Here is a 21,572-nt window from a genome sequence, read left to right as displayed (position 1 = left end):
CATGCCTGCAAAAACCGATACGCCTGAGGAATCGACCAACGGGTCAGCCAACGATCTATCGCTCGATGCTGAGCATGTTAGTAGTCAAGCTACCACGCCCTTGCCCACGCGCTCGCGCCCAAAAAGCAAGGCCAGTTCCAACCCTAACGATGCAGCGTTAATGAATGAATTGCTGTTGAACAACCAAGCGGCTCCTGCTCGCCCACGGGCGCGCACGGTTCCCCGCGCCGAGCACGAGGGAGCCTATGTGCGCGTACCCAAGGCAGTTCAATCGGCAGTTGGCGCAGGCCCAACCTCACGGCCTTTGCCACCCAAACACAAACAGCCCCCAGTCAAGACCACCTCGCGCGGCGCTGGCTGTGGCATGATTGCGCTTGGCATCTTGCTGGCTGTGGTCTTGGTTGGTGGCGGTACAGCTCTTTGGGGCTATCTCAAGGTCAAGGGTGCTACTAGCGATATGTTGGTCACCATTCCAACGCCAGAGCGCAATGTGGTTGAGAATCCAAATAATCAAAATTCGCCACCAAACCAGCCACTCGCGACCCCCGATATTGTCAAAGATCCCTTTAACTTGTTGTTGATTGGGGTCGATTTACGCGAAAATGATACCGAAGCTCGCACCGATACGATCATCGTGTTGCACGTTGATCCAGCGCAAAAATGGGCCAGCATGGTTTCAATTCCTCGCGATAGTTGCGCCGAAATTCCAGGCTATGATGAGCCTGGCACCTGCTCACAACGGATCAACGCCGCCTACGAATTGGGCTATAAACGTGGAATCGAGAAAAAAATGGCCAATCCTTCAACCGAAGGCATGGCCCTAACCCGCGATACCGTCGCCAATATGCTCAACCTCAACATCGATTATGTCGCCCAAGTTGATTTCAAGGGCTTTCGTAAAATTGTTGATGCAGTTGGTGGCATCACAATCAATGTGCAACGCCCGCTTTGGGATGCGTCGTACCCAACCGATGACGATGATTATGGGGTTATTCGGCTGTATATTCCTGCTGGTTTGCAGCACATGGATGGCACGACAGCCTTGCGCTATGCTCGCTCGCGCCATCAAGATGCCGATTATGGCCGCTCACGCCGCCAGCAAGATGTGATTCGAGCATTCGTGCAAACCCTCAAAGACAAAGGCTTGTTTGATCAAATTGATTCATTGAACAGCCTCAGCGAACAACTCAAAGGCTCGTTCTACACCGACCTGCCGATTACCGATCTTGGTAATTTGCGTGCGCTGGCTGGGCTTGGCACCGACATCGCCAATGGTCGAATCAAGAGCGTCAAATGGGATACTAGCGCCGTCGCAGGCTATATTGATGCAGCTCAATATGTACCAATTTGGGATCAATCAAGCATCAATGCCACCGTCAACGAACTGTTGACCTCGCCGATTCCCGATACCAACAGCCCAGTTGATGGTAGCTCAAACACACCATCAGACGATAACTTGAGCATCGAAGTGATCAATGGGGCCCAAATTAGCGGGTTGGCGGGCGATGTTGCGACCCATCTTGAAAATCGCGAATATCAATTGCTCACCTCGTCAACGGCTTCAACCGTCTACGACACCACCAAAATTATCGATTTTGGCAATCATAAAGAGCTGCGCGAGCAACTAGCCGCCGAATTGGGCATCAACAGTCGCAACATCATTGTGGTCAGCAAAACCAGCCCCGCGCCCGAACAACCAAAGGGCAAGCCGGCCTTGGTGCTGCTACTTGGCCGCGATTACGACGAGAGTTGGCGCACGCCCTAAGTTTTACCAAGGCGCAGGAATCTAACCTGCGCCTTAATGGTTTAGCTGAACATTATGCGCCGCCGTGGCAAAGCATGCTCACGATGGTGCTATAATAGGCCCATTGTATCGGCAATCGGACAACTGAAGGATGACGCAGCGTTGTGCGTCGGATGGCTCACTGCATGCTGCGGTGAGCTTTTCATATATCCCAAGGAGGATAACCCCATGCCAATCGATTGGAGTGCTAAGTTCGCGTTTGAAGGGCTGACCTATGATGATGTGCTGCTGATTCCAGCCTACTCTGATGTCTTGCCCTCGCAAATCGACGTTAGCACGTGGCTAACCCGCGAGATTCGTTTGAATATTCCAGTTGTCTCGTCTGCGATGGACACGGTGACTGAGGATCGCATGGCGATTGCGCTTGCTCGCGAAGGTGGCCTTGGCATTATTCACAAAAATATGGCTCCTGCCCAACAAGCAGATTTGGTGCGGCGGGTCAAGCGCTCAGAAAGTGGCATGATTACCGACCCAATTACCTTGCGCCCCGAACAAACCATCGGCGAGGCTTGGGAACTGATGAGCGATTACCATATTTCAGGGGTGCCGATTACCAGTGCTGCTGGCGAATTGGTTGGCATACTCACCAACCGCGATTTGCGCTTTGAAACCGACCCCATGCGCAAAATCAGCGAATTGATGACCAGCGAAGAACTTGTGACCGTGCCTGTTGGCACAACCCTCGATCAAGCTAAACAAGCCTTGCACCAACACCGAATCGAAAAGGTTTTGGTTGTCGATGAACATGGCAAACTCACTGGCTTAATCACTGTCAAGGATATTCAAAAGCAGATCGAACATCCCGCCGCCACCAAAGACGCGTTTGGCCGTTTACGGGTTGGCGCTGCGGTTGGCGCTTCACCAAGCGAATTAGAGCGCGTAAAGTTATTGGTCGAGGCAGGCGTTGATGTGATTGCAGTCGATACCGCTCACGGCCATTCCAAAGCAGTGCTCGATGCGATTGCCCGCATCAAACAACAATATCCCGACCTGCAAATCATTGGCGGGAATGTTAGCACCGGCGAAGGTGCACGCGCCCTGATTGAACACGGTGCTGATGCGGTGAAGGTCGGGCAAGGGCCCGGCTCAATTTGTACCACTCGGGTGGTATCTGGTGCGGGGATGGCCCAAGTTACGGCAGTGATGGAGTGTGTAAAAGCAGCTGAAGAAGCAGGCGTGCCAATCATCGCCGATGGTGGTATCAAGTATAGCGGTGATGTAGCCAAAGCCTTGGCCGCTGGCGCGCACACGGTTATGCTCGGTGGCTTATTGGCAGGAACCGACGAATCGCCAGGCGAGATGATTCTCTACCAAGGGCGCTCGTTCAAATCCTATCGCGGCATGGGTTCGATTGGCGCGATGCAACAAGGTAGCAGCGATCGCTATTTCCAAAGCAATCAGCCTGCCCGCAAACTAGTCGCCGAAGGGATCGAAGGCATGGTTCCCTACAAAGGCGCGCTCGCCGATACGATTTATCAATTGGTTGGCGGCTTGCGCTCAGGCATGGGCTACGTTGGGGCACATAATGTTGATGAACTGCGCAAAAACGCGCGCTTCTCACGGATTTCGCCAGCAGGCTTGGCCGAAAGCCACCCGCACGATGTGACAATTACCAACGAAGCACCAAACTACGAACGCCGCGGCTAGATTTCGCAAACAGCCCTGCTTCCGATTATAAAGAAGCAGGGCTGCTATTTTTAGCCAACTTGGGCGCTATCGTTGCCAACAGCAGCCAAAGTTTCTTTTAAATGATGGCCTTCGTGCCAGATACACCCACCAGTTTGGGCAACTGGTGAAGCTGCCTCGCCACCCCAAGGCGCAACCATTGGCGCTGCGATTTGTTCAGGAGTAAAGCTTGCCAATGTATCCTTGATTTGCTGGCGCACTGTTGTCCATTGATCGAGCGCTTCTTCGTAGCTCAGGTGCTTGCGTTCGCCAACCGTGCGACCATTGAAAGCATTCAGCCCTGCATCGTCGCCTTCCAAATCTGGCATTTCGGTCAGGTAGCTTTGGCCTGCCTGATGGGCCTGCAACCCCTTCAAAAACTCTTCTTCCCAAATAGTCAGATGGCTAATGATATTGGTGACCGTCCAAGGGCCATTAGCATAGACCAAGGCATTTGGGTCAAGCTCGCCAAATTTGGCTTGATTCGCCGCCCGATCAGCATCGAGTTTCGCGATCATGGATTCGACAGTAGGGTTTTGCATACACACTCCCATAATAGAACGTCTGTTCCATTATAGCCAAATCGCTGCTGGATTAACTCCATCTTTTGGCGGAGTTTGCGCTATTTGCCTTGCCATTTGGCAGCACGTTTTTCCAAGAATGCGCTTGTGCCTTCTTTAACATCTTCGGTCACGCAGAGTTGGCCAAAAATGCCATTTTCGTAGGCAATTGCATCGCGTAGGCTCATTTCAGCGCCACGATTAATCAAGCGTTTGGCTAAGGCTGTGGCCAATGGCGCATTTTTGGCAACCTTGGCCGCCAGTTTATGGGCTTCGTCGAGCAATTCTGCTGCCGGCACAATTTTTTCAATCAAGCCAAGCCGCTGGGCTTCACTGGCTGGAATGCGCTCGCCAGTCAGCACCAAATATTTGGCCACGCCAGTGCCAGCCAAGCGTTGCACCCGCAATGCGCCACCCCAGCCAGGCACCAAACCTAAACCAACTTCGGGCAAGCCAACTTGCGCTTGTTCGCTAGCTAGCCGAATATCGCAGCCCAAGGCAAGCTCAAAGCCGCCACCAAGCGCAAAACCGTTGATTGCGGCAATCGTAACTTGCGGCAATTCGCCAAGTTTCCACAATACATCGTGCAACGCTTCCGACATTTGGCTGCCTTGCAATGAGCTTTCGATGCTGTTGACTTCGCTAATATCAGCGCCAGCAACGAAGGCTTTTTCGCCAGCCCCAGTAATAATCAAGGCGCGAACACCGGAATCTTGGGCCAATTGATCGACGGCTTGGCCCAATTCGCGAATCGTTGCGCTGTTTAAGGCATTCAAGGCCTTAGGCCGATTGACCGTTATAACCGCAACCTGTTCGTTAATTTCAAATACAATATTTTCAAACGCCATAGAAATCCCCTGTCTGTAAGTATGAATTATGAAGGATGAGGGATGAAGTTTGGATCAAACATTACTAGAATATTGCTCATCTCGCACGATTTATGAGTCGAAAATGCGCAGAATCCAGTGAAAGATCAAACAAATTCATAGAAATGAAGGATGAATTAAGTGATTCATCCTTCATCCCTCATACTTATAAAAGCCTTGGCCCGATTTGCGCCCGAAGTGACCTGCCAGCATCATGCGCCGCAGCAATGGTGGTGGGGCAAAACGTGGCTCGCGAAATTCATCAAACATAATATTGGCAATCGAGTAGACCGTATCAATGCCCACAAAATCGAGCAAGGTTAATGGCCCCATCGGATGCCCACAGCCCAGTTTCATGCCCTCGTCAATATCTTCGCGCGTAGCAACCCCGCTTTCGAGCAGGCGCACTGCATCGAGCAAAAACGGCACAAGCAAACGATTGACAATAAAGCCGGTGGTGTCACTGGTATCGATTGGAGTTTTGCCCAAGGCGCGGGTAAATTCGTGCAATGCGGCAATTGTTTCATCGGAGGTCGTCAGCGCGCGCACAATCTCGACCAATTTCATAACTGGCACAGGATTGAAGAAGTGCAAGCCAGCAAAGCGATCAGGGCGCTTGGTGACTGCTGCCATTTCCATAATTGTTAGTGATGAAGTATTGGAAACAAAAATCGTGCTGGGGGGACACAATGCATCAAGCGCAGTAAAGACTTCGCGTTTGGCTGGCAACTGCTCAACAATCGCCTCAATAATCAAATCACAATCAGCCAAATCGTCGAAGCTGGTGGTGCCATGCAAACGGGCTAGGCTTGCATCGCGGTCGGCGGCACTAAGCTTACCTTTGCCCACATCCTTGTCCAAAATGGCGTTGATGCGAGCCAAGCCTTTATCCAACACAGCTTGATTAACTTCCCGCACAACCGTCGTGAAGCCTGCTTGGGCGGCAACTTGGGCAATGCCCGCGCCCATCAAGCCACAGCCAAGTACCCCGACTTTTGTGATCGCCATCGATCATCTCCTTGTGCTACAACAAGCAATCTATTGGCGCTATTATAGCCGACTTAGAATGCAGTGCGTCACATGGAATTATGAAGGATGAATTATGAAGGATGAAATCAGGGAGCATGTTTTAGGCTATGGGCTATAGGCTGTTGGCTATTGGAGAATTGTTCGAGCAATTCGTGGCGAAAAGAATTATACTTCGTGCTCTTCGTGCTCTTCGTGCTCTTCGTGGATCAAACCTTAACGCAGAGCCGCAGAGAATTAAGGGCTGTTAGTTATGCGCTTGAAAGTCCAACCATTGTTCCGATAGCCCATAGCCGAGAGCCTCATGTTCGTGCTCTCTGCTCTCTGCTCTCTGTTCTCCTGCATGGCAACAGCGGCCAGCTATCGAAAGCACTACTTGCTGATAACTGACCGCTGCTCGCTAGCGCCCGACAGATTAGTTATGGCTAATTGGTTGCGGTTGGCCTTTGCTATCTTCAGGTATTTTGGTTGGCACTGGCGCTGGCGGTTGTGGCGTTGGCACTGCCGCCGTCGGTTGTGGCGTTGGCATCTCGGTTGGTTTAATATCTTCAGGCACTTTGGTTGGCACTACCACGGTTGGGTTACGCACAACAACTGGTGTTGCAGTAGGCAGCCCAATAATGGGATTTTCGGTCGCTGTTGGCAGATTGGTTGGAGCACTTGTTGGCAAGGCTGTTACTGGCGGCAACTCGGTCGCCGTTGGCACATCGGTTGGCAACGGTGTGCTGGTTGGTAACAGCGTTGGCACTAAGGTAGCCGTTGCAATCGGCTTGACTACTGGTGCTGGAACCTTGGTTGGCTTCACGGTTGGCAATGCGGTGCTCGTCGAGGTCGGCAAAACAACCTCGGTTGGCTCAAGCGTTGGAGTTTGGGGCTTGGGCGGCACACGTGGGTTGGCAATATTTGGCCCAACTGTTGGGTCGGATAAGATAATCGGCTGATCGGCGATTGTTGGTTCAAGCATAAGCTTGACCATTTGGGTTGGGGTAGCCGAAGCACTCGCAACCATGCGCTGACTACTTTGATCAAGCGTCTCAATCAAATCATGGTGCTTAACGTCATCGCCAAGATTTTCGCTTGGGATAATCGCAATCGTTGTTTGCAGTTGTTGATTGGCTTGGCGTAACTGATCACGACGTGGATCATTGGTATGGGTTGGCGCAAGTGCTAGCTCGATCGATTGAGTTTCATTCACCACTTCATCAAGCAAGCCATTTGGCACTGGCTTATTTAATGCCACCAAGCTGGCAATTTCGCGCTGACGTTCATTGACCAACTCAATCCGCACAGCCAACTGCTGATCGCTTGGCGTAAAAGCAAGGCTCAGCGATTCGCTCCAGCGTTTAACACTATAGAGATTATCGCCTGGCAGCGCACGAGCTGAAGCCGATAAAACCAGATTACCACTCAAGCACAGCAAGAACACAATCGTGGCAGTTGCCCACAACCAACGTTGGGTCAGCAGCGAACGGCGTTGCTTCGGCTTTGCGGCGGCCTGTGCCCGATAGTGTTGAGCTAAACGCAGAAAATCGGCCTGCGCTTGACTCGCCCGTGGTGACAGCGTTGGTGCGTTGACCTGTTGAAGTGTGATTAATGGATTAATCAATTGGCGAATAGCGTCGGCATGGTGCGGATATTGCTTGCAGAGCGTTTCGAGGCTAACCCCATTCTGCCAAGCATCAATCACCAGCTCGCTCAAATTATCATTCATTAGTCCCCCACTGGTCGAAGTAATCGACCTAGCGCGTTAAGTGCCCGATGCTGTAATGCTTTGATAGCACCTTCGCTACGACCAGTGATTTGCGCAACATCACGAATACTCCGATCTTGCAAAAATCGCAGTATGATCACTTCAGCTTGCTCATCGGTGAGTTGCTGTAACGCCGCATAGAGTTCAGCATGATCCAACGATGCTAACGACTGTTGATCAGGCCCGTCGGTAGGATCAACCACCGTATCAACCAAGGTTTCCTGTTTGCGTCGCCCTTGTCGCCGTAAATGGTCAACGACCCGATCATGAGCGATGCGATATAACCATGAGGCGATGCTCCAACCTTGATAATTGAACGAACCAAGGCCTTCAAGCATCTTGATAAATACATCGGCGCGGATATCTTCAGCAGTTTCACGGTCGCCGATGCGATAATAAATATAACGAAACAACGCTGGCGAGTAGGCCTCGTAAAGGTGTTGCAGCACTGCATGATCGTAGGCTTTGGCGCGTTCGATAATTTCTTGATCGCTGAGAGACTCGATCAAAACGAGCATCCCCTTTCAATGTATACCGTCTGAATGCTCAATTCGTTACGGTTAAGATCGTTAACGTTTTTGACCATTCATCCCCATGGTACAATAGCTTGCGTCTCAGCGCGCAGTCATTGGGTTTTATGGTGACTGCTCTTGCCAATGGGCTGCCTCAACTGTCATTATGTAGATCACAAAGGAGTGTTCATGGCATCGTCAGTGGCCTTACCACCGTTTCAATCAAGTGCTCGCTTAGCTCGTTGGTTGATTCAACCAGGTGCTGTGGTTGCAGCAGGCCAAATTGTGGCTTTGGTTGTTGATGCTCACGCTGAATGGGCGATTCCAGCACACCACGCTGGAACGATTGCAGCATTATTGGTAAATGAGGGAGCCAGCCTCGATGCAACCACTCCATTATTACAATTTGTTGAAACGGTGTCAAAACGCCAACTTACTGTCACCCCATTGGCACGCAAGATTGCCGAACAACATAAGCTTGATTTAAGCACGATCAGCGGCACGTTGGCTGATGGTCGGGTTGGCAAACGTGATATTTTAGCCCACTTGCCTGATCACGCCGCACCCACGCCTAATCCTACTGAGCAACTAGCCGCTCCAGCTGATGGCTTTTGTGTCGCCGAACAGATGGGCAATGCGTTTGCCCAATCAGAGCAGGTGATTATTGTGCCTGCGCCAAAAAGCCAACCAGCTCAGCAACCAACCCAACAATCAAGCAGCCTGCAAGCCTGGACCAACGAGCAACAACAGCAGCTTCAATTGCGCCAAATCGCTGCCGCAACCATCCCGCAAGCCTATTGCTCACACTCAATTAGCGTCGATCGCTTTGCGCCGAGCGAGCTAACCGCCCAACTCCTCTTGGCAACAATCCATCTGTTGCAGCGCCACCCATTGTTGCGCAGCCTCTGGGTTGATGGCGATCGGCTGGAACGCGCCAGTTTGCATATTCTTGCCGAGCATCCAGCGGGCAGCACGAGCATTCCATTTGCAGCCGATCTCAATTTGCGCGGCTTGCAACGAGCGTTAAGCACCAACTCAAATCAGCAGCCATGCGTGTTTAGTTTTATCCAAAGTGATGTCAATCTGTGGAGCGCAGCGCCGATTCGCTACGGTCAATCGGCAACCTTGCACATCGGCGGTGTGCGCAAAGTGTTGCTTGGCGAGGCACTACAAATCAGCCAACAAGCAATTGCAACCCTCAGTTATGATACCCGCTTAATCAGCGATTCTGCTGCCGAAGCATTTTTAGCCGATTTAGCCAAGGCAGTTGCTTAATGATACCCTCGCCCGCGTCCAGTGGGCGAGGGGCTTTAAGCCTGTGGTTTTTACCGCAATCAAGCTCGCCAACTGGATGCGGACGAGTGGGCTGATGGAACGCTCCTGGAGCTAGGGCTGAAGCGGCTGAATCGCCACCGCATCGGCCCAGGTGATTGTGCCAGGAATCGCACTCAGGCCAATGCGGCCAATTTGCCCAGGCTCAAACCAAAATTCGCCCAAACTCAGCCAACTTCCAGCATGCTTCGCTTGATCAATCACGATTTCGTTCATGCCATCGCTATGCGCCACTCGATAATGCGCCGTACCAGCATTAGTCGCCGTATTGGGGATAAACACAAGCACGCGATAGCGGCCTGCTTGGGCAATCCATGGCCGCCAGAGGCTTTGGCCACCACCGTTTGTCCAATGCGAGCCATTGAAATTCCCAGCTGTATCAGCCTGCCAATGGCTGCCATAACGAGTTGTGGTCGCCGGATCGCTGTCGTCGGCCAAACTGCTCAGCGCTGGTTGATTGCAACTATCAACTTGATCCAGCCAAAGCCAACGACTGCTTGCCCCAGCAGGATGCACCGCCCATGGATCAGGCAGATTGCTACACCAGCCAGCAGGATCAACATCGCGACCCAAGCGCTGAATGCTCAAATGCAGATGGTAATTAACACTACAGCCCGTTTGGCCCACCAGCCCAATCAGGGCCGATTGGGCAATTTGGCTGCCAGCCTGCACATCAACTCGCGCCAAATGCCAATACGAACTGCGATAGCCATTGGGATGTTGAACCACAACCACTCCGGCGGGCGTTGTACAACCGCTATCAACCCAGCCAGCAAATAGCACTTTGCCCGCTGCTACAGCCAAAATTGGGCTATCAGCAGGCAAATCATAATCCCAGCCATTATGCCCATCATAGCCCAATTCGAAGCTTAACCCATTGCTCAGCATCGTCCCATCGGCCTTGATCAAGGGATATTGATGGTCGAATTGGGCAATTGGATGGTTGGCAGCATTAAACGGGGTAAACATAAATGGTTGATCAGCAACCGGATTGTAGATTGGCTGACGTGGATCGCCCATAATTGGCGTGACTTTAGCCACCCAAGCCGCGTTTCCAACCCCAAGCAAGCTTTCAAGCTGGGTTTGATCGTGCGTTTTGGCCAAAACCCGCAACAAGCTGGCGTTGGCCAAATCCAAAGGCTGCTCAGTCGACCACCAACTTCCATCATTAAGTTGAAAGGTGTTGGTTAATGGTTGGCTCAAGCCCTCGCGCAAGCTAAGTGTAACCCACAGCACTTGTTGCGGAAAGCCAGCTTCAGGGCCGCCAAAGGCCTTATCAAAGGCTAAGGAGTTGGTTAAACCGTGATTGATGGTCAACAAGCTGACCAAGACCAAGGGATTGATATTCCAGCGCAGCGCTTGCCCAGTGATGATATTGGCAGCATCTTGGCGCATGTCATTACCAACCGCAAAGCGTTGGTCGGCCAGGGCTGGCAGATAGGTGGCGATGAGAGTTGCCACCGTTTGCGCATCGCCATAACGCGCATCTTGCAAACGCACCGCATCAATTAATAACGGCAGTTGGCGCTGTTCGCCAGCACTCCCGATGCCGGCACCATGCGCGATCGGGGTGGCAAGTGGCGCTTCAACGTGGGTTTGGAGTGAGGTTTGCGCTACGGGCCGCTCGCCAAAAACAGCTGGCAATAAAAATGGCACTGGCAACAACAAACATAAATCGAGCAACAACAGCACAATCAACGGCTTGGGCAAGCCGCGATCAAAATGCCACGCACGCTGCAATGGTCGATGAGGGATAAACGAACGGCGAGCCATAGACCAAACTCCTGCTGCATACAAAAACTGCTACAAGCCTAGCGTGCAACACAGCAAAATGCTATCTACGCAGATTACCAACTGATGTCAGCAGCAGCAATAGCTCACCAAGCATCCAATTCTGCACAGGAAAAACCCCTCGCTCACGGTATGCAGGCGAGGGGCTTGAATGATGGCAACGAAAAGGAGCTTATTGACGCACTACAAACGGCAACAAGACAACATAGCTTTGTTGGCGCTGGCTCAAATTAACCGTTAATGGGCTGATTACGCCGCGCGCACTCACCAAAACTTGATAACTTCCCGCTACTGCGTTGGCAGTGAGCATAACGCTTTGCAGACCATTGCTGGTGGTTGGGATAGCTACCGTAGCGGGGGAAATGCTAGCTCCAGTGTTTGGCGCAGTTAAGTGAATCAAACCACCAGAGCCAACTGGCTCTTCGGCAGCATTCGCTGTGATTGAAAAAACCAGCGGCTCAGCAAATGACGTGTTAGTCAGGGTCGTTTGGTGGTCGCCACTCACCAAATTTAGCTGAAACCCACGTGATTCAAACGCGCCAATATCGCAGCTTGCAGCGCGCGCAACCCCACGTTGATCGCTGCTTGGACATTGCGCAGCACCAGCTGCATCGATTGCAGGACTCCCAGGCAATAAGGCATAGCTGGCGTTCGAGCCGCCATAATTGGCCAATGGAGCGAGCAATGGCGCTGTGTTAGTTAATGTGTTGGTCGTTGAGCCGCTTAAACTTGCGGCGCTCAAATCGCCAATCAAATTGTAATCGCCAGAAACGAAGTTGCCCGCCAAATCGTTGGCTAAGCCATTTCTACGATTATTGCTGATCAACGAATTGATGAGCGTGACCGTCCCAGCAACACGCCGAATGCCTGCGCCATTCAAACCAATTGTTTGGTTATCGGCAATTGTGCTGTTGATGATGTTGAGCGTGCCATCGTAGTGCATAATTGCGCCGCCGCCAGCATCGCTGCCACCATTAGCTTGGTTGGCGCTCAGCGTCACATTGATTAATGTGGTGCGGCTGCTCGCAACCTCTAGCTGAATTGCGCCACCAGCGCCAAGCCCTTGCACTCCATCGACAATATTGCCCTGCAACAAACTTTGGGTAATGGTTAATACCCCGTTGCTATGAATTGCCCCGCCAGCATTGGTTGCCTGATTGGCTTGTAGCAGCACATTCTGCATCGTGGTGGTTGCGCCAGTGTTGCGTAAGCCGCCACCAATAGAGGCGGTGTTGCTCAAAATTGCGGTATCAACAATTTCAATCGTGCCACCTAAGGCATTCAGCAAGCCACCGCCAGCAGTTGTGGCAGTATTGGTGCGAATAATACAATCCTCGATTTGGAGCTTGCCGCCATTGGCAACCATAATTCCAGCGCCACGGGCCGCCGTATTCTGCTCGATAACACAATTGTGTAAGCTGGCCCAACCAGTGTTGTAGAGGCCACCACCACCTTGGCCATTAACCGTAGCGCTGGAATGATTATCGACCAAGCGAACGGATTCAAGCCAAAGCTGGCCTTGATTTTGAATCGCGCCGCCGCTGGTTGCCGTGCCATCAACAATCAGCAGGTTGCTCATGGTCACGCTAGCAGTGCTGGCAATCAAAAATGGTTGCACATCAGCAGTCCCATTTTGGTCGCTATCACCACTAATTACAACATTATGTTCAGCACCAGCAATCGTTACCCGTTGATTCAAACTCAGAGTGCTTGCCAAATGAATGGTTTTAGCGCCATCAAAGTTAATCAAGCCAGCGTCGCATATATTCTCAATTGCTTCGCGCAACGAGCCTGGGCCAGCATCAGCAGCGCTGGTTACGGTCAGGTGCATCCCAGCACAATTGTTTAAATGAAAACTTAATTGATTGGCAGCCCCAAGCGCTGAGGCCGCAACCACATAGTCGCCAGTAAATGCATTCGCGTTGAGTGTTGCACTTACCAAGCCCGTTTGATCAATTAAGCGTGTGGTTTGGGTTGGGATCGTGCTGGCCCCGCTCAATGGTGCTGCAAAGCTAATTGCCCCAGTCAGAATCGGTTCATTGGGATTATTAGCCTGAACTTGCACCGTCAAGGCTTGGGCAAAAGGCTGATTTACGACAGTTGTTTGTTGATCGCCACGAACCAACTCCAGCGTAAAACCTTGCGATTCAAATGCACCAAGATCACAGGCAGCCTCGCGTACAACCCCACGTTGATCGAGGCCTGCAACTAGCGTACTAGCACAGGCACTACTGTCGCCTGCATCAATCGCTGGACTGCCAGGCAATAGCGCAATCGTTGCAGTTGAACCGCCATAATCGCCCAGCCTGCTCAGATACGCCTCGCCACTCAAGCTCGCAGCACAACTCGCATCGGCGACAAAGTTATTATTATTGGTTCCCAATGTCGTCGCCAAACAATCGCCACCAGCATTGTCACTGATCAAACTATTGACCAAATGCAATTGACCTTGGCTGCGCAAGCCACCAATGCTTGGCGAGCTGTTCGACACAATCGTTGTATTGGTTAGGCGCGCATTGGTTGAGCCACCAAAAATATACACGCCACCGCCACGTGTGGTTGCTTGATTATGGGCAATCGTGCTATTTGCAACCACTAACGTGCCACCAAGTGTATCAATGCCGCTACCTTCTAGCGCTTGATTCCCAATAATACTGCTATTGGTAATAATCAGCATCCCATTGTTTAACTCAAACCCAGCTCCAAAACTGGCAGTATTGCTGATAATTGTGCTATTGCTGACATTGGTGCGATTGTCACTACCAGTTGTAAAAATTGCTGCTCCCAATGAAGACCGATTGCCAGTCAATAAACTGTTGGTAACGGTTAAAACGCCACTATTATAGATGCCAGCTCCGCTTGGATTTGTGCCAATCCCAAGATTGGCCTGAATCACGCTCGTATCAACAAACAAATCGGTTTCGTTGTAAATAGCTGCGCCCCGATTAGCCGAGCCATTGATCAGCGTCAAGCCTTTGAGCATAGCAGGTTTGGTAGCATTGACATAGAGAATGCCATTGCTATGCAGCGAGCCATCAAGCGTAATCGACGTATTCTCTGCATCAAGCGTAAAGCCTTTCAAGATTTCTAACCGACTGCTTGGCGTGATCACCATGCTTTCAGCAAAGCTCACCGTTCCTGCAGTGCAGGTTTGGGCCAATGCCTCACGCAATGAGCCAACGCCACTATCGTGATTGGTGCTTACCACACGATTGGGAAAACAGTTGCTTAAGCTGAAGGCAATTGGATTTGCCGCACCTTGCAGGCTGGCTGTAACGCTATAACTCCCGCTAATTGTGTTGGCAATTGGTAGAATGCTCGCTTGAGCATTGCTTGCTAAGGTTGTCGTGAGGGTTGGCGTGTTCAGACTTGCACCACTGGATGGCGCGCTCAAAGTCAGCACTCCACCCCCACCAACTGGCTCGTTGGCAGCATTGGCAACTGCTTGGATGCGCAACGCCAAGGGAAAAGCACTCGCCAAATCTGCCACTTGATGGTTGCCAGCCAGAAGCGTTAAATGAAAGCCTTGTGATTCGAATGCACCAAGATCACAGCCCACACCTTGAGGTCGAGCAATTCCACGTTGATCGATTAGCGCACAAACAGCGCTATCACCTGCATCGATTGCTGGGCTACCAGGCAACAGAGCCATGGTTGGGGTTGAGCCAGTATAATCTGCCAAGCTTGCCAGCAGCGGATCGCCAGTAATCGTGGCAGCACATGAACCATCTTCAATCAACGTATTGCGATTAAGTGCCAACGTACCTAAGCAATTTGGGCCGCTACGACTATTGGCCAAAATAGTATTGGAGCTATTCACGCTGCTACTTATGATTCGCAAATCGGCTCCATTCGTGCCACTATTCGCTGAAAATGTCGTATGCAGCAGATTTGCTGTAGCATTGAAAATGGCAAAGCCGCCGCCATTGGGTGCAGTATTACCCACAAGCGTGCTATTAATCAAATTTGTCGTATTGGCTTCGCTCCAAATTGCGCCGCCATTAATCCCAGCAGTATTTGAATCAAAGGTCGTTTGCTCAATTGTGAGCGTGCCTGTATCGGCATAGATTGCCCCACCAGAACTGCTAACTCTATTGTTGCGAAAGAGGCTATCGCGAATCGTCAAATTGCCGCGATTCCGAATAGCGCCACCATCGGTTCCAATACCATATTCAAGCGTCATGTGGGTTATTGTGATGCTGGCTGTTACCGTAATATCAAAAATTCGCACATTGGCTGAGCCATCGTTAGTACTATCACCACTTAAAATAATCGAGCGCCCAGTAGCATCGATGGTGATGGGTTTGCTAAGTTGTAATGCCGTATTCAAATAAATACGGTAATCATTGGCAAATGTAATTCTGCCATTAACACAAACATCAACAATTGCCTGCCGTAACGAACCAACTCCAGAATCATTGGCATTGCTCACGATCGCCGGATTGTTACAAAGCGGCGAGTTGGGATTGTGTTGGGCAAACCCTTGCTTCACCAAGCTACTGCCAAGTGGATTGAGCCAAAGCAAACTCATAAGTAGCAGCAATGAGCATGCGCTACGCATCCGCCGAAAGCCAACAAACTGACGCTGAAAATGGTCGTTCATAGCCACCTCATGCATACGTTGCCTAGCACCCAAGCATTCAAGGGCTGAAATTGGGGTTTAAAAATTAGGAGTTGTAACAAATGAGCAGTCGGTAGCAACAATCTTACGCTGCTTGGCACGATTAAGCGAGTTTAAATAGCAACAGGATTGACATACCCCAATATGTCAATCCTGTCGTATCTGCCCAACTCTCCCACAAACTGATGCATATGGCGACCTTCTACGACCTAGCATAGCGGCTTCGCACCTATTTGGCTAGATATTTGTCTAGGGTTTTGTTACGCTAAATCAAGGCAACTTGACATTGTTTCAAAGGCTTGGTAGCATCAAAAAAGGTGGTTTATCCTTGAAAAAGTCAAAGAAGCAATGACGAAAATTAACGATCGGGCTGGACAAATTAACGCTGCCTTTATTGCTGCTGCCGAAACTATTCGGATTCAACGCAAGCGCGCCTTTGAAGATCAGCTTTGGCACAATAAACAAAAAAAGCAGCCTAATCCTTTTAGCCAACAAGCAATTTGGGCCGAATATCCAACCTATAAACGCCTGCTCGAGCAAAGGGCCAAAAATCAGGTAGCCGAACATGTTGTGCGTGGAATTGCCAGTTTGTTGGAATGCCCAACCCATGAGCGCAACCATCTGTTGCGGAGCGCGGGCTACGCCGAAGATCCTGATATTCTTAGCGGGGTAGCCCTCGATGCCCAAATTGCCCAATATCAAAATTTACTCGATATTTTGGTCTATCCGGCATTTTTGGTTAATCAAGTTTGGGATTTGTTGGCGATTAATCAACCGATGGTGCATGTTTTTCAGCAATTTTTGGGGCTACGCTTTGAGAACATTCCCGAACAACATCGCAATATCTTGCACTTCATGTTTGATTCTGTGAATTATTCAGCCCGCAAGCTTTTAAATAAAGGTGGTTTGCAATGGGATCGGGTCGCCCGCAGCTATGTCTACAGTTTTCAACAGGCCAATCGCACCTGCCAATTTGAATCGTGGTATCAAGAGAAAATTACCAGTTTGATGCAACTGCCCGATTTTGAGCGCATTTGGCAGAGCATCGATCCAACCATCAAAGCCCACGATATGTTGAGCCAAATTCAAACCGATAATTTAGTCTACGGTTTGCGCACCATTTACATCAGCGAATCCGATAGCTATACCTACCCCCGCATTCATGCCTATGTTGATGCCACAGGTACGAAACCGGAGCATGATTAGCTGCCGCGACGTTGAGGAGGTTTGGCTGTTGGCTATTGGCTCTAGGCTATCGGAAGCATAATCATGAAAATTTGGGCCAATCTGGGGCGAAAAAACTCAACTTTCGCGTCCTTCGCGCTCTTCGTGGTTCCGATCCTTCGTGTCCTTCGTGGGGAGGCATTTAACGCAGCGGCGCAGAGGATATATGGCTATGGGCTATTGGCTATCGGACATGTGTTGGTAACGTCAAGAGCCAAAAGCCCATAGCCCATAGCCTAGAGCCTCTTTTCCTTCGTAGATCAAAACTGATCCCCGACCTCCAACGATCGATCCCTACTCCTAACAAACTGCCAAGCCAAGCGTGATATGCTATAATGGCTTCGTCTGTTAACAAACATTGTGTGGTGAGAAAACAGTGCAAAGAGCCTCCACGACGTTACAAACAACCCCCATCACGCGGATAGAAGCATCGAATGGCTGGGTTTCGTTGCAATTGCGCGAACTTTGGGCCTACCGTGAATTACTGTTTTTTCTGATTTGGCGCGATGTCAAAGTCCGTTATAAACAGACAGTGCTTGGCGCAGCATGGGCAATTATCCAACCAGTGTTTTCGATGATTGTCTTTACGCTGATTTTCGGCAGGCTGGCCAAGTTGCCCTCGGATGGCATCGCCTACGAAGCTTTTTCGATTACGGCGCTGGTGCCATGGGCGCTGTTTGCCAACGCCCTCAGCCAAGGCTCAAATAGCCTAGTCGGCAACGCAAACCTGATCAAAAAAGTCTATTTTCCCCGCTTAACCGTGCCAATCTCGACCGTGCTTGGTGGCTTGGTCGATTTTGCGATTGCCTTTGTGGTGATGTTTGGCATGTTGCTGTGGTTTGATATTACGCCAACCATCCGCATGCTAGCGTTGCCGCTCTTTATTCTTTTGGTGATCATCACAGGCTTAGGTGTAAGTTTATGGTTATCTGCATTAAATGTGCAGTTTCGTGATATTCGCTACGTCATTCCGTTTATGGCGCAGCTTTGGCAATATGGCAGCCCAGTTGCCTACTCCAGCAGCTTAATTCCCAACCAATGGCGCTGGTTGTATGGGCTGAATCCAATGGCTGGGGTGATCGATGGCTTTCGTTGGTCGCTGCTTGGCACTGGCCAAATCACGTGGTCAACGATGCTGCCATCAGTTGGCATTGCCCTTTTCCTGCTGATCACCGGAGCGTTATATTTCCGCCGCGTTGAAAAACAATTTGCAGATATGGTGTAACAATGAGCGAGATTGCGATTCAGGTCGAGCATTTAAGTAAGCAATTTCGCATTGGGGCGAATTCGTTTCAGAAAACCTTTCGCGAAACTGTGTCCGATGCCATGCTTGCGCCAGCCAGGCGTTTGCGTTCGGCGCTACGTGGCCAAGGCACCCAAGCCGCAACCAAAGAGTTTTGGGCGTTGCGCGATGTCTCGTTCGATGTCAATCAAGGTGAGGTCGTGGGAATTATTGGCCACAACGGCGCTGGCAAAAGCACGTTGTTAAAAGTGCTGTCGCGCATCACCGAGCCAACCGCTGGCTCGGCCATGATTCGTGGGCGGGTTGGCACCTTGCTCGAAGTTGGCACCGGCTTTCATCCCGACCTCACAGGCCGCGAAAATATGTATCTCAACGGGGCAATTCTCGGCATGAGCCGCGCCGAAATTAACCGCAAATTCGATGAAATTGTGGCTTTTGCTGAAGTTGAGCAATTTATCGACACGATGGTTAAGCATTATTCCAGCGGCATGTATTTGCGCTTGGCCTTCGCAGTTGCCGCCCACCTTGAGCCAGAAATTCTGATCGTCGATGAAGTATTGGCGGTTGGTGATGCTCAGTTTCAAAAGAAATGTTTGGGCAAAATGGGCGAAGTTGCCCAGAATGGCCGCACAGTGCTGTTTGTTAGCCACAATATGGCAGCAATTCGCAGCTTATGTCAACGCGTTATTTGGCTCAACAAAGGCACAGTGCTCAAAGATGGCCCATCGGCCTCGATCGTCAACGAATATTTAATGGAAACTGTGACCTCAAGCAGCTCGCGCGTCGATTTGCGCGAGGCCGTGCGCCATTACGATTATGGCAAACGCTTCAAAATCAACGATTTGACCTTCAATCATGGCGAGCCAATTTTGCATGGCGAAGCGCTCAACGTCAGTTTCAACTACGAAGCCTATGCCGATGTTTATGGCGTTTCGTTTGGCTATGGCTTTTCCTCGCTCGAAGGCACACGCTTGATGACGGTTGATAGCGATTTGAACGCGCCACGCTACCAAATCAAGCGCGGCCAGCATGGCCAACTCACTAGCACCATCGACACGCTCAATCTTCAACCAGGCATCTATTTGCTCGATGTTGGCGTGCGTTCTGGTGATGGCAGTGCGCTGGATTATCTGCCTGGTTGCGCGCAAGTCGAGATTTTGCCCGGCCCTAGCACGCCACCATCAATGAGTCGGCTCGATTATGCAGGCAATGTACGGCTGAGCGGGCAGTGGCAGTGGCCTGAAACGGCGCAAGAGGATCGCGATTAATGCAACCATTAAAGATTCTGGTATTGACCAGCTTGTTTCCGCCGCACTATATCGGCGGCTATGAGGTTGGTTGTGGCGATGTGGTTGCCGGATTGCGAGCCAAAGGCCACGATGTAACCGTGCTCACCAGCACCTACGGCGTGGATCGCGAAGTGCGCGAAGGTTTTGTCGAGCGCTCATTGACGATCGATATTCACCCTGTAGCTCAAACCACACTCGCCCATCAACGGCGTTTGTACGAACGCGAAATGCACAATCAGCCGCGTATTTTAGCGCTTGCCAAAGCGCTAAAACCCGATATTGTGTTTGTGTGGAGCTTTTACCAAGCATCGATGTCGGCAGTGCGCATGCTACAAGATCAGGGCTATCGCACCGTCTTTTTCATCTCCGATCACTGGCCAATTCGGATTGGCATTTTCGATCCATGGCACTATATGCCGCGCCACCCGTTGCGTTGGCTTGGGCGCAAACTGCTGGGCTGGAAGCTAGGGCGCAAAACTGGCTTTCGTAATCATCTGCCCATTAGCTATGCGAATGCAATTTTTGCCAGCGACTTTTTGCTCAAGCAAACCCAGCCAATTGGCCCCATGCCCAACACTCACGTTATTCGTTGGGGCGTTGATTACGATTTATTTGTGCGCCGCGAACGCTCAGCAGCGATGGGCCAGCGCCTGTTATTCGTTGGCCAAATTTCTGGCCACAAAGGCATGGAAACCTTGCTCGAAGCCTTTGCCTTGGTGCAACAAAACCATGGCTTCGCACAAGCGACGCTCTCGATTGTGGGTGCTGGGCTTTCCGCCGAATACACCAGCGACATGCAGCGCTACGCCGAAACACTGGGCATCAGCCAAAGCGTCGATTGGCGGGGCAAATTACCGCGCCAAGAACTGCCCGACATTTACGCCAACCACGATATTCTGATTTTCCCATCGCGCTGGGACGAGCCATTTAGCATCACCGTGGTTGAGGCCTTGGCCATGGGCTTGGTGGTGGTTGGCTCGGATACTGGCGGCACGACTGAAATTATCAAGCACGAAGAAACTGGCATGGTCTTTGCTCGCGACGATGCCGCTGGCTGCGCCGCCCATATTGCCACGTTATTCACCCAACCAGCCTTAGCTGAAAAACTACGCCAGCAAGCGACCGCGATTGTTGATCGCGAGTTTCGCATGACCACGATGATCGATCGGGTTGAAGCAGCGCTGTACGCTGCCTGTAACAAGGATTCGCGCCATGACTAAATATATTGCTCGCACACGCCAAATTGTTTGGAAAAATTATCTGCGGGCTTTGCCAGCACTCAAAACGGTCAGCCGCGCCTTTGGTGTCGAAAAGGTTGCCCGTTCGGCGATGCGCACAATTTTGCCAAAAATTCAGGCCAAACGTACCACCAAATGGGCTTGGGCCAGCGAAACCTCGAAATGTCGTGCGCGGCTCGACCCATTTTGTGTTGGCTATGGTTTAGATTTAGGCTTTGGTGGCGACCCAATTAATCCTCGTGCCGTGCGGGTCGATTTGCCGCAACCGTATACTGCTGTTGGTCAATATCCAGTGCAATTGGGCGGCGATGCCGATAATTTGTATTGGTTTGCCGATAATGTGATCGATTATATTTATTCGTCGCACTTGCTCGAAGATTTTGACGATACCAAAGCTGCATTAAAAGAATGGTTGCGGGTATTGAAAGTTGGCGGACGTTTGGTTATTTTCTGCCCTGATGAGCAACGCTTTCGGGTACATTGCCAAAAAACTGGCCAGCCCTACAATCCACATCATAAGCATGCCCATTTTTCGCTGGAGTTTGTCAAAGGCTTGTTGCGTGAACTAGGTCAAACCAAGTTTATCCACGAAAATCCCGATGTTGATATTTATTCGTGGGAATTGGTGTGCGAGAAAATTGAGGCCTAGTT

The 21,572-nt window shown here is 51.0% G+C and carries 15 protein-coding genes; 8 read left to right on the top strand and 7 right to left on the bottom strand.

What is annotated here, in order from left to right:
• Nucleotide 1 precedes the first annotated feature (1 nt).
• A complete protein-coding gene (locus JOD20_RS15325) occupies nucleotides 2-1,765 on the top strand; it encodes an LCP family protein (RefSeq protein ID WP_204756108.1) in 1,764 nt (587 codons plus the stop codon).
• Between the two features lie 207 nt (nucleotides 1,766-1,972).
• Nucleotides 1,973-3,451, top strand: coding sequence for an IMP dehydrogenase (guaB, locus tag JOD20_RS15320; protein WP_204756107.1), 1,479 nt, complete (start codon nucleotides 1,973-1,975; stop codon nucleotides 3,449-3,451).
• 50 nt (nucleotides 3,452-3,501) lie between these two features.
• Here guaB and JOD20_RS15315 read toward each other — a convergent pair whose 3' ends face one another.
• The 5 genes from JOD20_RS15315 to JOD20_RS15295 all read right to left on the bottom strand — a co-directional run bounded on the left by JOD20_RS15315 (nucleotide 3,502) and on the right by JOD20_RS15295 (nucleotide 8,189).
• Nucleotides 3,502-4,011: a DinB family protein gene (locus JOD20_RS15315; protein WP_204756106.1), complete on the bottom strand. Its 510-nt coding sequence runs from the start codon at nucleotides 4,009-4,011 to the stop codon at nucleotides 3,502-3,504.
• Between the two features lie 80 nt (nucleotides 4,012-4,091).
• Nucleotides 4,092-4,877, bottom strand: coding sequence for an enoyl-CoA hydratase/isomerase family protein (locus JOD20_RS15310; RefSeq protein ID WP_204756105.1), 786 nt, complete (start codon nucleotides 4,875-4,877; stop codon nucleotides 4,092-4,094).
• Between the two features lie 171 nt (nucleotides 4,878-5,048).
• A complete protein-coding gene (locus JOD20_RS15305) occupies nucleotides 5,049-5,903 on the bottom strand; it encodes a 3-hydroxyacyl-CoA dehydrogenase family protein (RefSeq protein ID WP_204756104.1) in 855 nt (284 codons plus the stop codon).
• 433 nt (nucleotides 5,904-6,336) lie between these two features.
• Nucleotides 6,337-7,632 (bottom strand): DUF5667 domain-containing protein, encoded by a 1,296-nt coding sequence (locus JOD20_RS15300; protein WP_204756103.1) that lies wholly within the window; start codon nucleotides 7,630-7,632, stop codon nucleotides 6,337-6,339.
• Nucleotides 7,632-8,189, bottom strand: coding sequence for a sigma-70 family RNA polymerase sigma factor (locus tag JOD20_RS15295; RefSeq protein WP_204756102.1), 558 nt, complete (start codon nucleotides 8,187-8,189; stop codon nucleotides 7,632-7,634). Before JOD20_RS15295 ends, JOD20_RS15300 begins: the two co-directional genes overlap by 1 nt.
• Before the next feature lie 183 nt (nucleotides 8,190-8,372).
• On the opposite strand from JOD20_RS15295, the gene JOD20_RS15290 reads away from it, so the two are divergent.
• Nucleotides 8,373-9,458, top strand: coding sequence for an E3 binding domain-containing protein (locus JOD20_RS15290; RefSeq protein ID WP_204756101.1), 1,086 nt, complete (start codon nucleotides 8,373-8,375; stop codon nucleotides 9,456-9,458).
• Between the two features lie 111 nt (nucleotides 9,459-9,569).
• Here JOD20_RS15290 and JOD20_RS15285 read toward each other — a convergent pair whose 3' ends face one another.
• Together JOD20_RS15285 and JOD20_RS15280 are read right to left on the bottom strand one after the other, a co-directional pair.
• Nucleotides 9,570-11,288 (bottom strand): peptidoglycan DD-metalloendopeptidase family protein, encoded by a 1,719-nt coding sequence (locus JOD20_RS15285; protein ID WP_204756100.1) that lies wholly within the window; start codon nucleotides 11,286-11,288, stop codon nucleotides 9,570-9,572.
• 190 nt (nucleotides 11,289-11,478) lie between these two features.
• Complete coding sequence (locus JOD20_RS15280; RefSeq protein WP_204756099.1) at nucleotides 11,479-15,909, bottom strand: right-handed parallel beta-helix repeat-containing protein; 4,431 nt, start codon at nucleotides 15,907-15,909, stop codon at nucleotides 11,479-11,481.
• Between the two features lie 366 nt (nucleotides 15,910-16,275).
• Here JOD20_RS15280 and JOD20_RS15275 point away from each other — a divergent pair, with 366 nt between their 5' ends.
• From JOD20_RS15275 to JOD20_RS15255, 5 genes are all read left to right on the top strand, one after another.
• A complete protein-coding gene (locus JOD20_RS15275; RefSeq protein ID WP_204756098.1) occupies nucleotides 16,276-17,133 on the top strand; it encodes an MmyB family transcriptional regulator in 858 nt (285 codons plus the stop codon).
• Between the two features lie 394 nt (nucleotides 17,134-17,527).
• Nucleotides 17,528-18,376, top strand: coding sequence for an ABC transporter permease (locus JOD20_RS15270; RefSeq protein WP_204756097.1), 849 nt, complete (start codon nucleotides 17,528-17,530; stop codon nucleotides 18,374-18,376).
• Nucleotides 18,377-18,378: 2 nt separating this feature from the next.
• Entirely contained in the window at nucleotides 18,379-19,662 is a 1,284-nt protein-coding gene (locus JOD20_RS15265; RefSeq protein WP_204756096.1) for an ABC transporter ATP-binding protein, read from the top strand.
• Nucleotides 19,662-20,903: a glycosyltransferase gene (locus JOD20_RS15260; protein ID WP_204756095.1), complete on the top strand. Its 1,242-nt coding sequence runs from the start codon at nucleotides 19,662-19,664 to the stop codon at nucleotides 20,901-20,903. The genes JOD20_RS15265 and JOD20_RS15260 overlap by 1 nt, the downstream gene beginning before the upstream one ends.
• On the top strand, nucleotides 20,896-21,570 hold the full coding sequence (locus JOD20_RS15255) for a class I SAM-dependent methyltransferase (protein ID WP_204756094.1): 675 nt from the start codon (nucleotides 20,896-20,898) through the stop codon (nucleotides 21,568-21,570). The genes JOD20_RS15260 and JOD20_RS15255 overlap by 8 nt, the downstream gene beginning before the upstream one ends.
• Nucleotides 21,571-21,572: the final 2 nt, after the last annotated feature.

The sequence above is a fragment of the Herpetosiphon giganteus genome, assembly GCF_016907925.1.
GTDB lineage: Bacteria > Chloroflexota > Chloroflexia > Chloroflexales > Herpetosiphonaceae > Herpetosiphon > Herpetosiphon giganteus.
This window is presented reverse-complemented; position numbering and strand designations above follow the sequence as displayed.

Excerpts from the sequence above, each read along its gene's own strand:
- JOD20_RS15255 (WP_204756094.1), top strand. The coding sequence starts at position 20,896 with ATGACTAAATATATTGCTCGCACACGCCAAATTGTTTGGAAAAATTAT.
- JOD20_RS15285 (WP_204756100.1), bottom strand. The coding sequence starts at position 11,288 with ATGGCTCGCCGTTCGTTTATCCCTCATCGACCATTGCAGCGTGCGTGG.
- JOD20_RS15260 (WP_204756095.1), top strand. The coding sequence starts at position 19,662 with ATGCAACCATTAAAGATTCTGGTATTGACCAGCTTGTTTCCGCCGCAC.
- JOD20_RS15265 (WP_204756096.1), top strand. The coding sequence starts at position 18,379 with ATGAGCGAGATTGCGATTCAGGTCGAGCATTTAAGTAAGCAATTTCGC.
- guaB (WP_204756107.1), top strand. The coding sequence starts at position 1,973 with ATGCCAATCGATTGGAGTGCTAAGTTCGCGTTTGAAGGGCTGACCTAT.
- JOD20_RS15310 (WP_204756105.1), bottom strand. The coding sequence starts at position 4,877 with ATGGCGTTTGAAAATATTGTATTTGAAATTAACGAACAGGTTGCGGTT.
- JOD20_RS15295 (WP_204756102.1), bottom strand. The coding sequence starts at position 8,189 with ATGCTCGTTTTGATCGAGTCTCTCAGCGATCAAGAAATTATCGAACGC.
- JOD20_RS15280 (WP_204756099.1), bottom strand. The coding sequence starts at position 15,909 with ATGAACGACCATTTTCAGCGTCAGTTTGTTGGCTTTCGGCGGATGCGT.
- JOD20_RS15305 (WP_204756104.1), bottom strand. The coding sequence starts at position 5,903 with ATGGCGATCACAAAAGTCGGGGTACTTGGCTGTGGCTTGATGGGCGCG.
- JOD20_RS15290 (WP_204756101.1), top strand. The coding sequence starts at position 8,373 with ATGGCATCGTCAGTGGCCTTACCACCGTTTCAATCAAGTGCTCGCTTA.
- JOD20_RS15275 (WP_204756098.1), top strand. The coding sequence starts at position 16,276 with ATGACGAAAATTAACGATCGGGCTGGACAAATTAACGCTGCCTTTATT.
- JOD20_RS15300 (WP_204756103.1), bottom strand. The coding sequence starts at position 7,632 with ATGAATGATAATTTGAGCGAGCTGGTGATTGATGCTTGGCAGAATGGG.
- JOD20_RS15315 (WP_204756106.1), bottom strand. The coding sequence starts at position 4,011 with ATGCAAAACCCTACTGTCGAATCCATGATCGCGAAACTCGATGCTGAT.
- JOD20_RS15325 (WP_204756108.1), top strand. The coding sequence starts at position 2 with ATGCCTGCAAAAACCGATACGCCTGAGGAATCGACCAACGGGTCAGCC.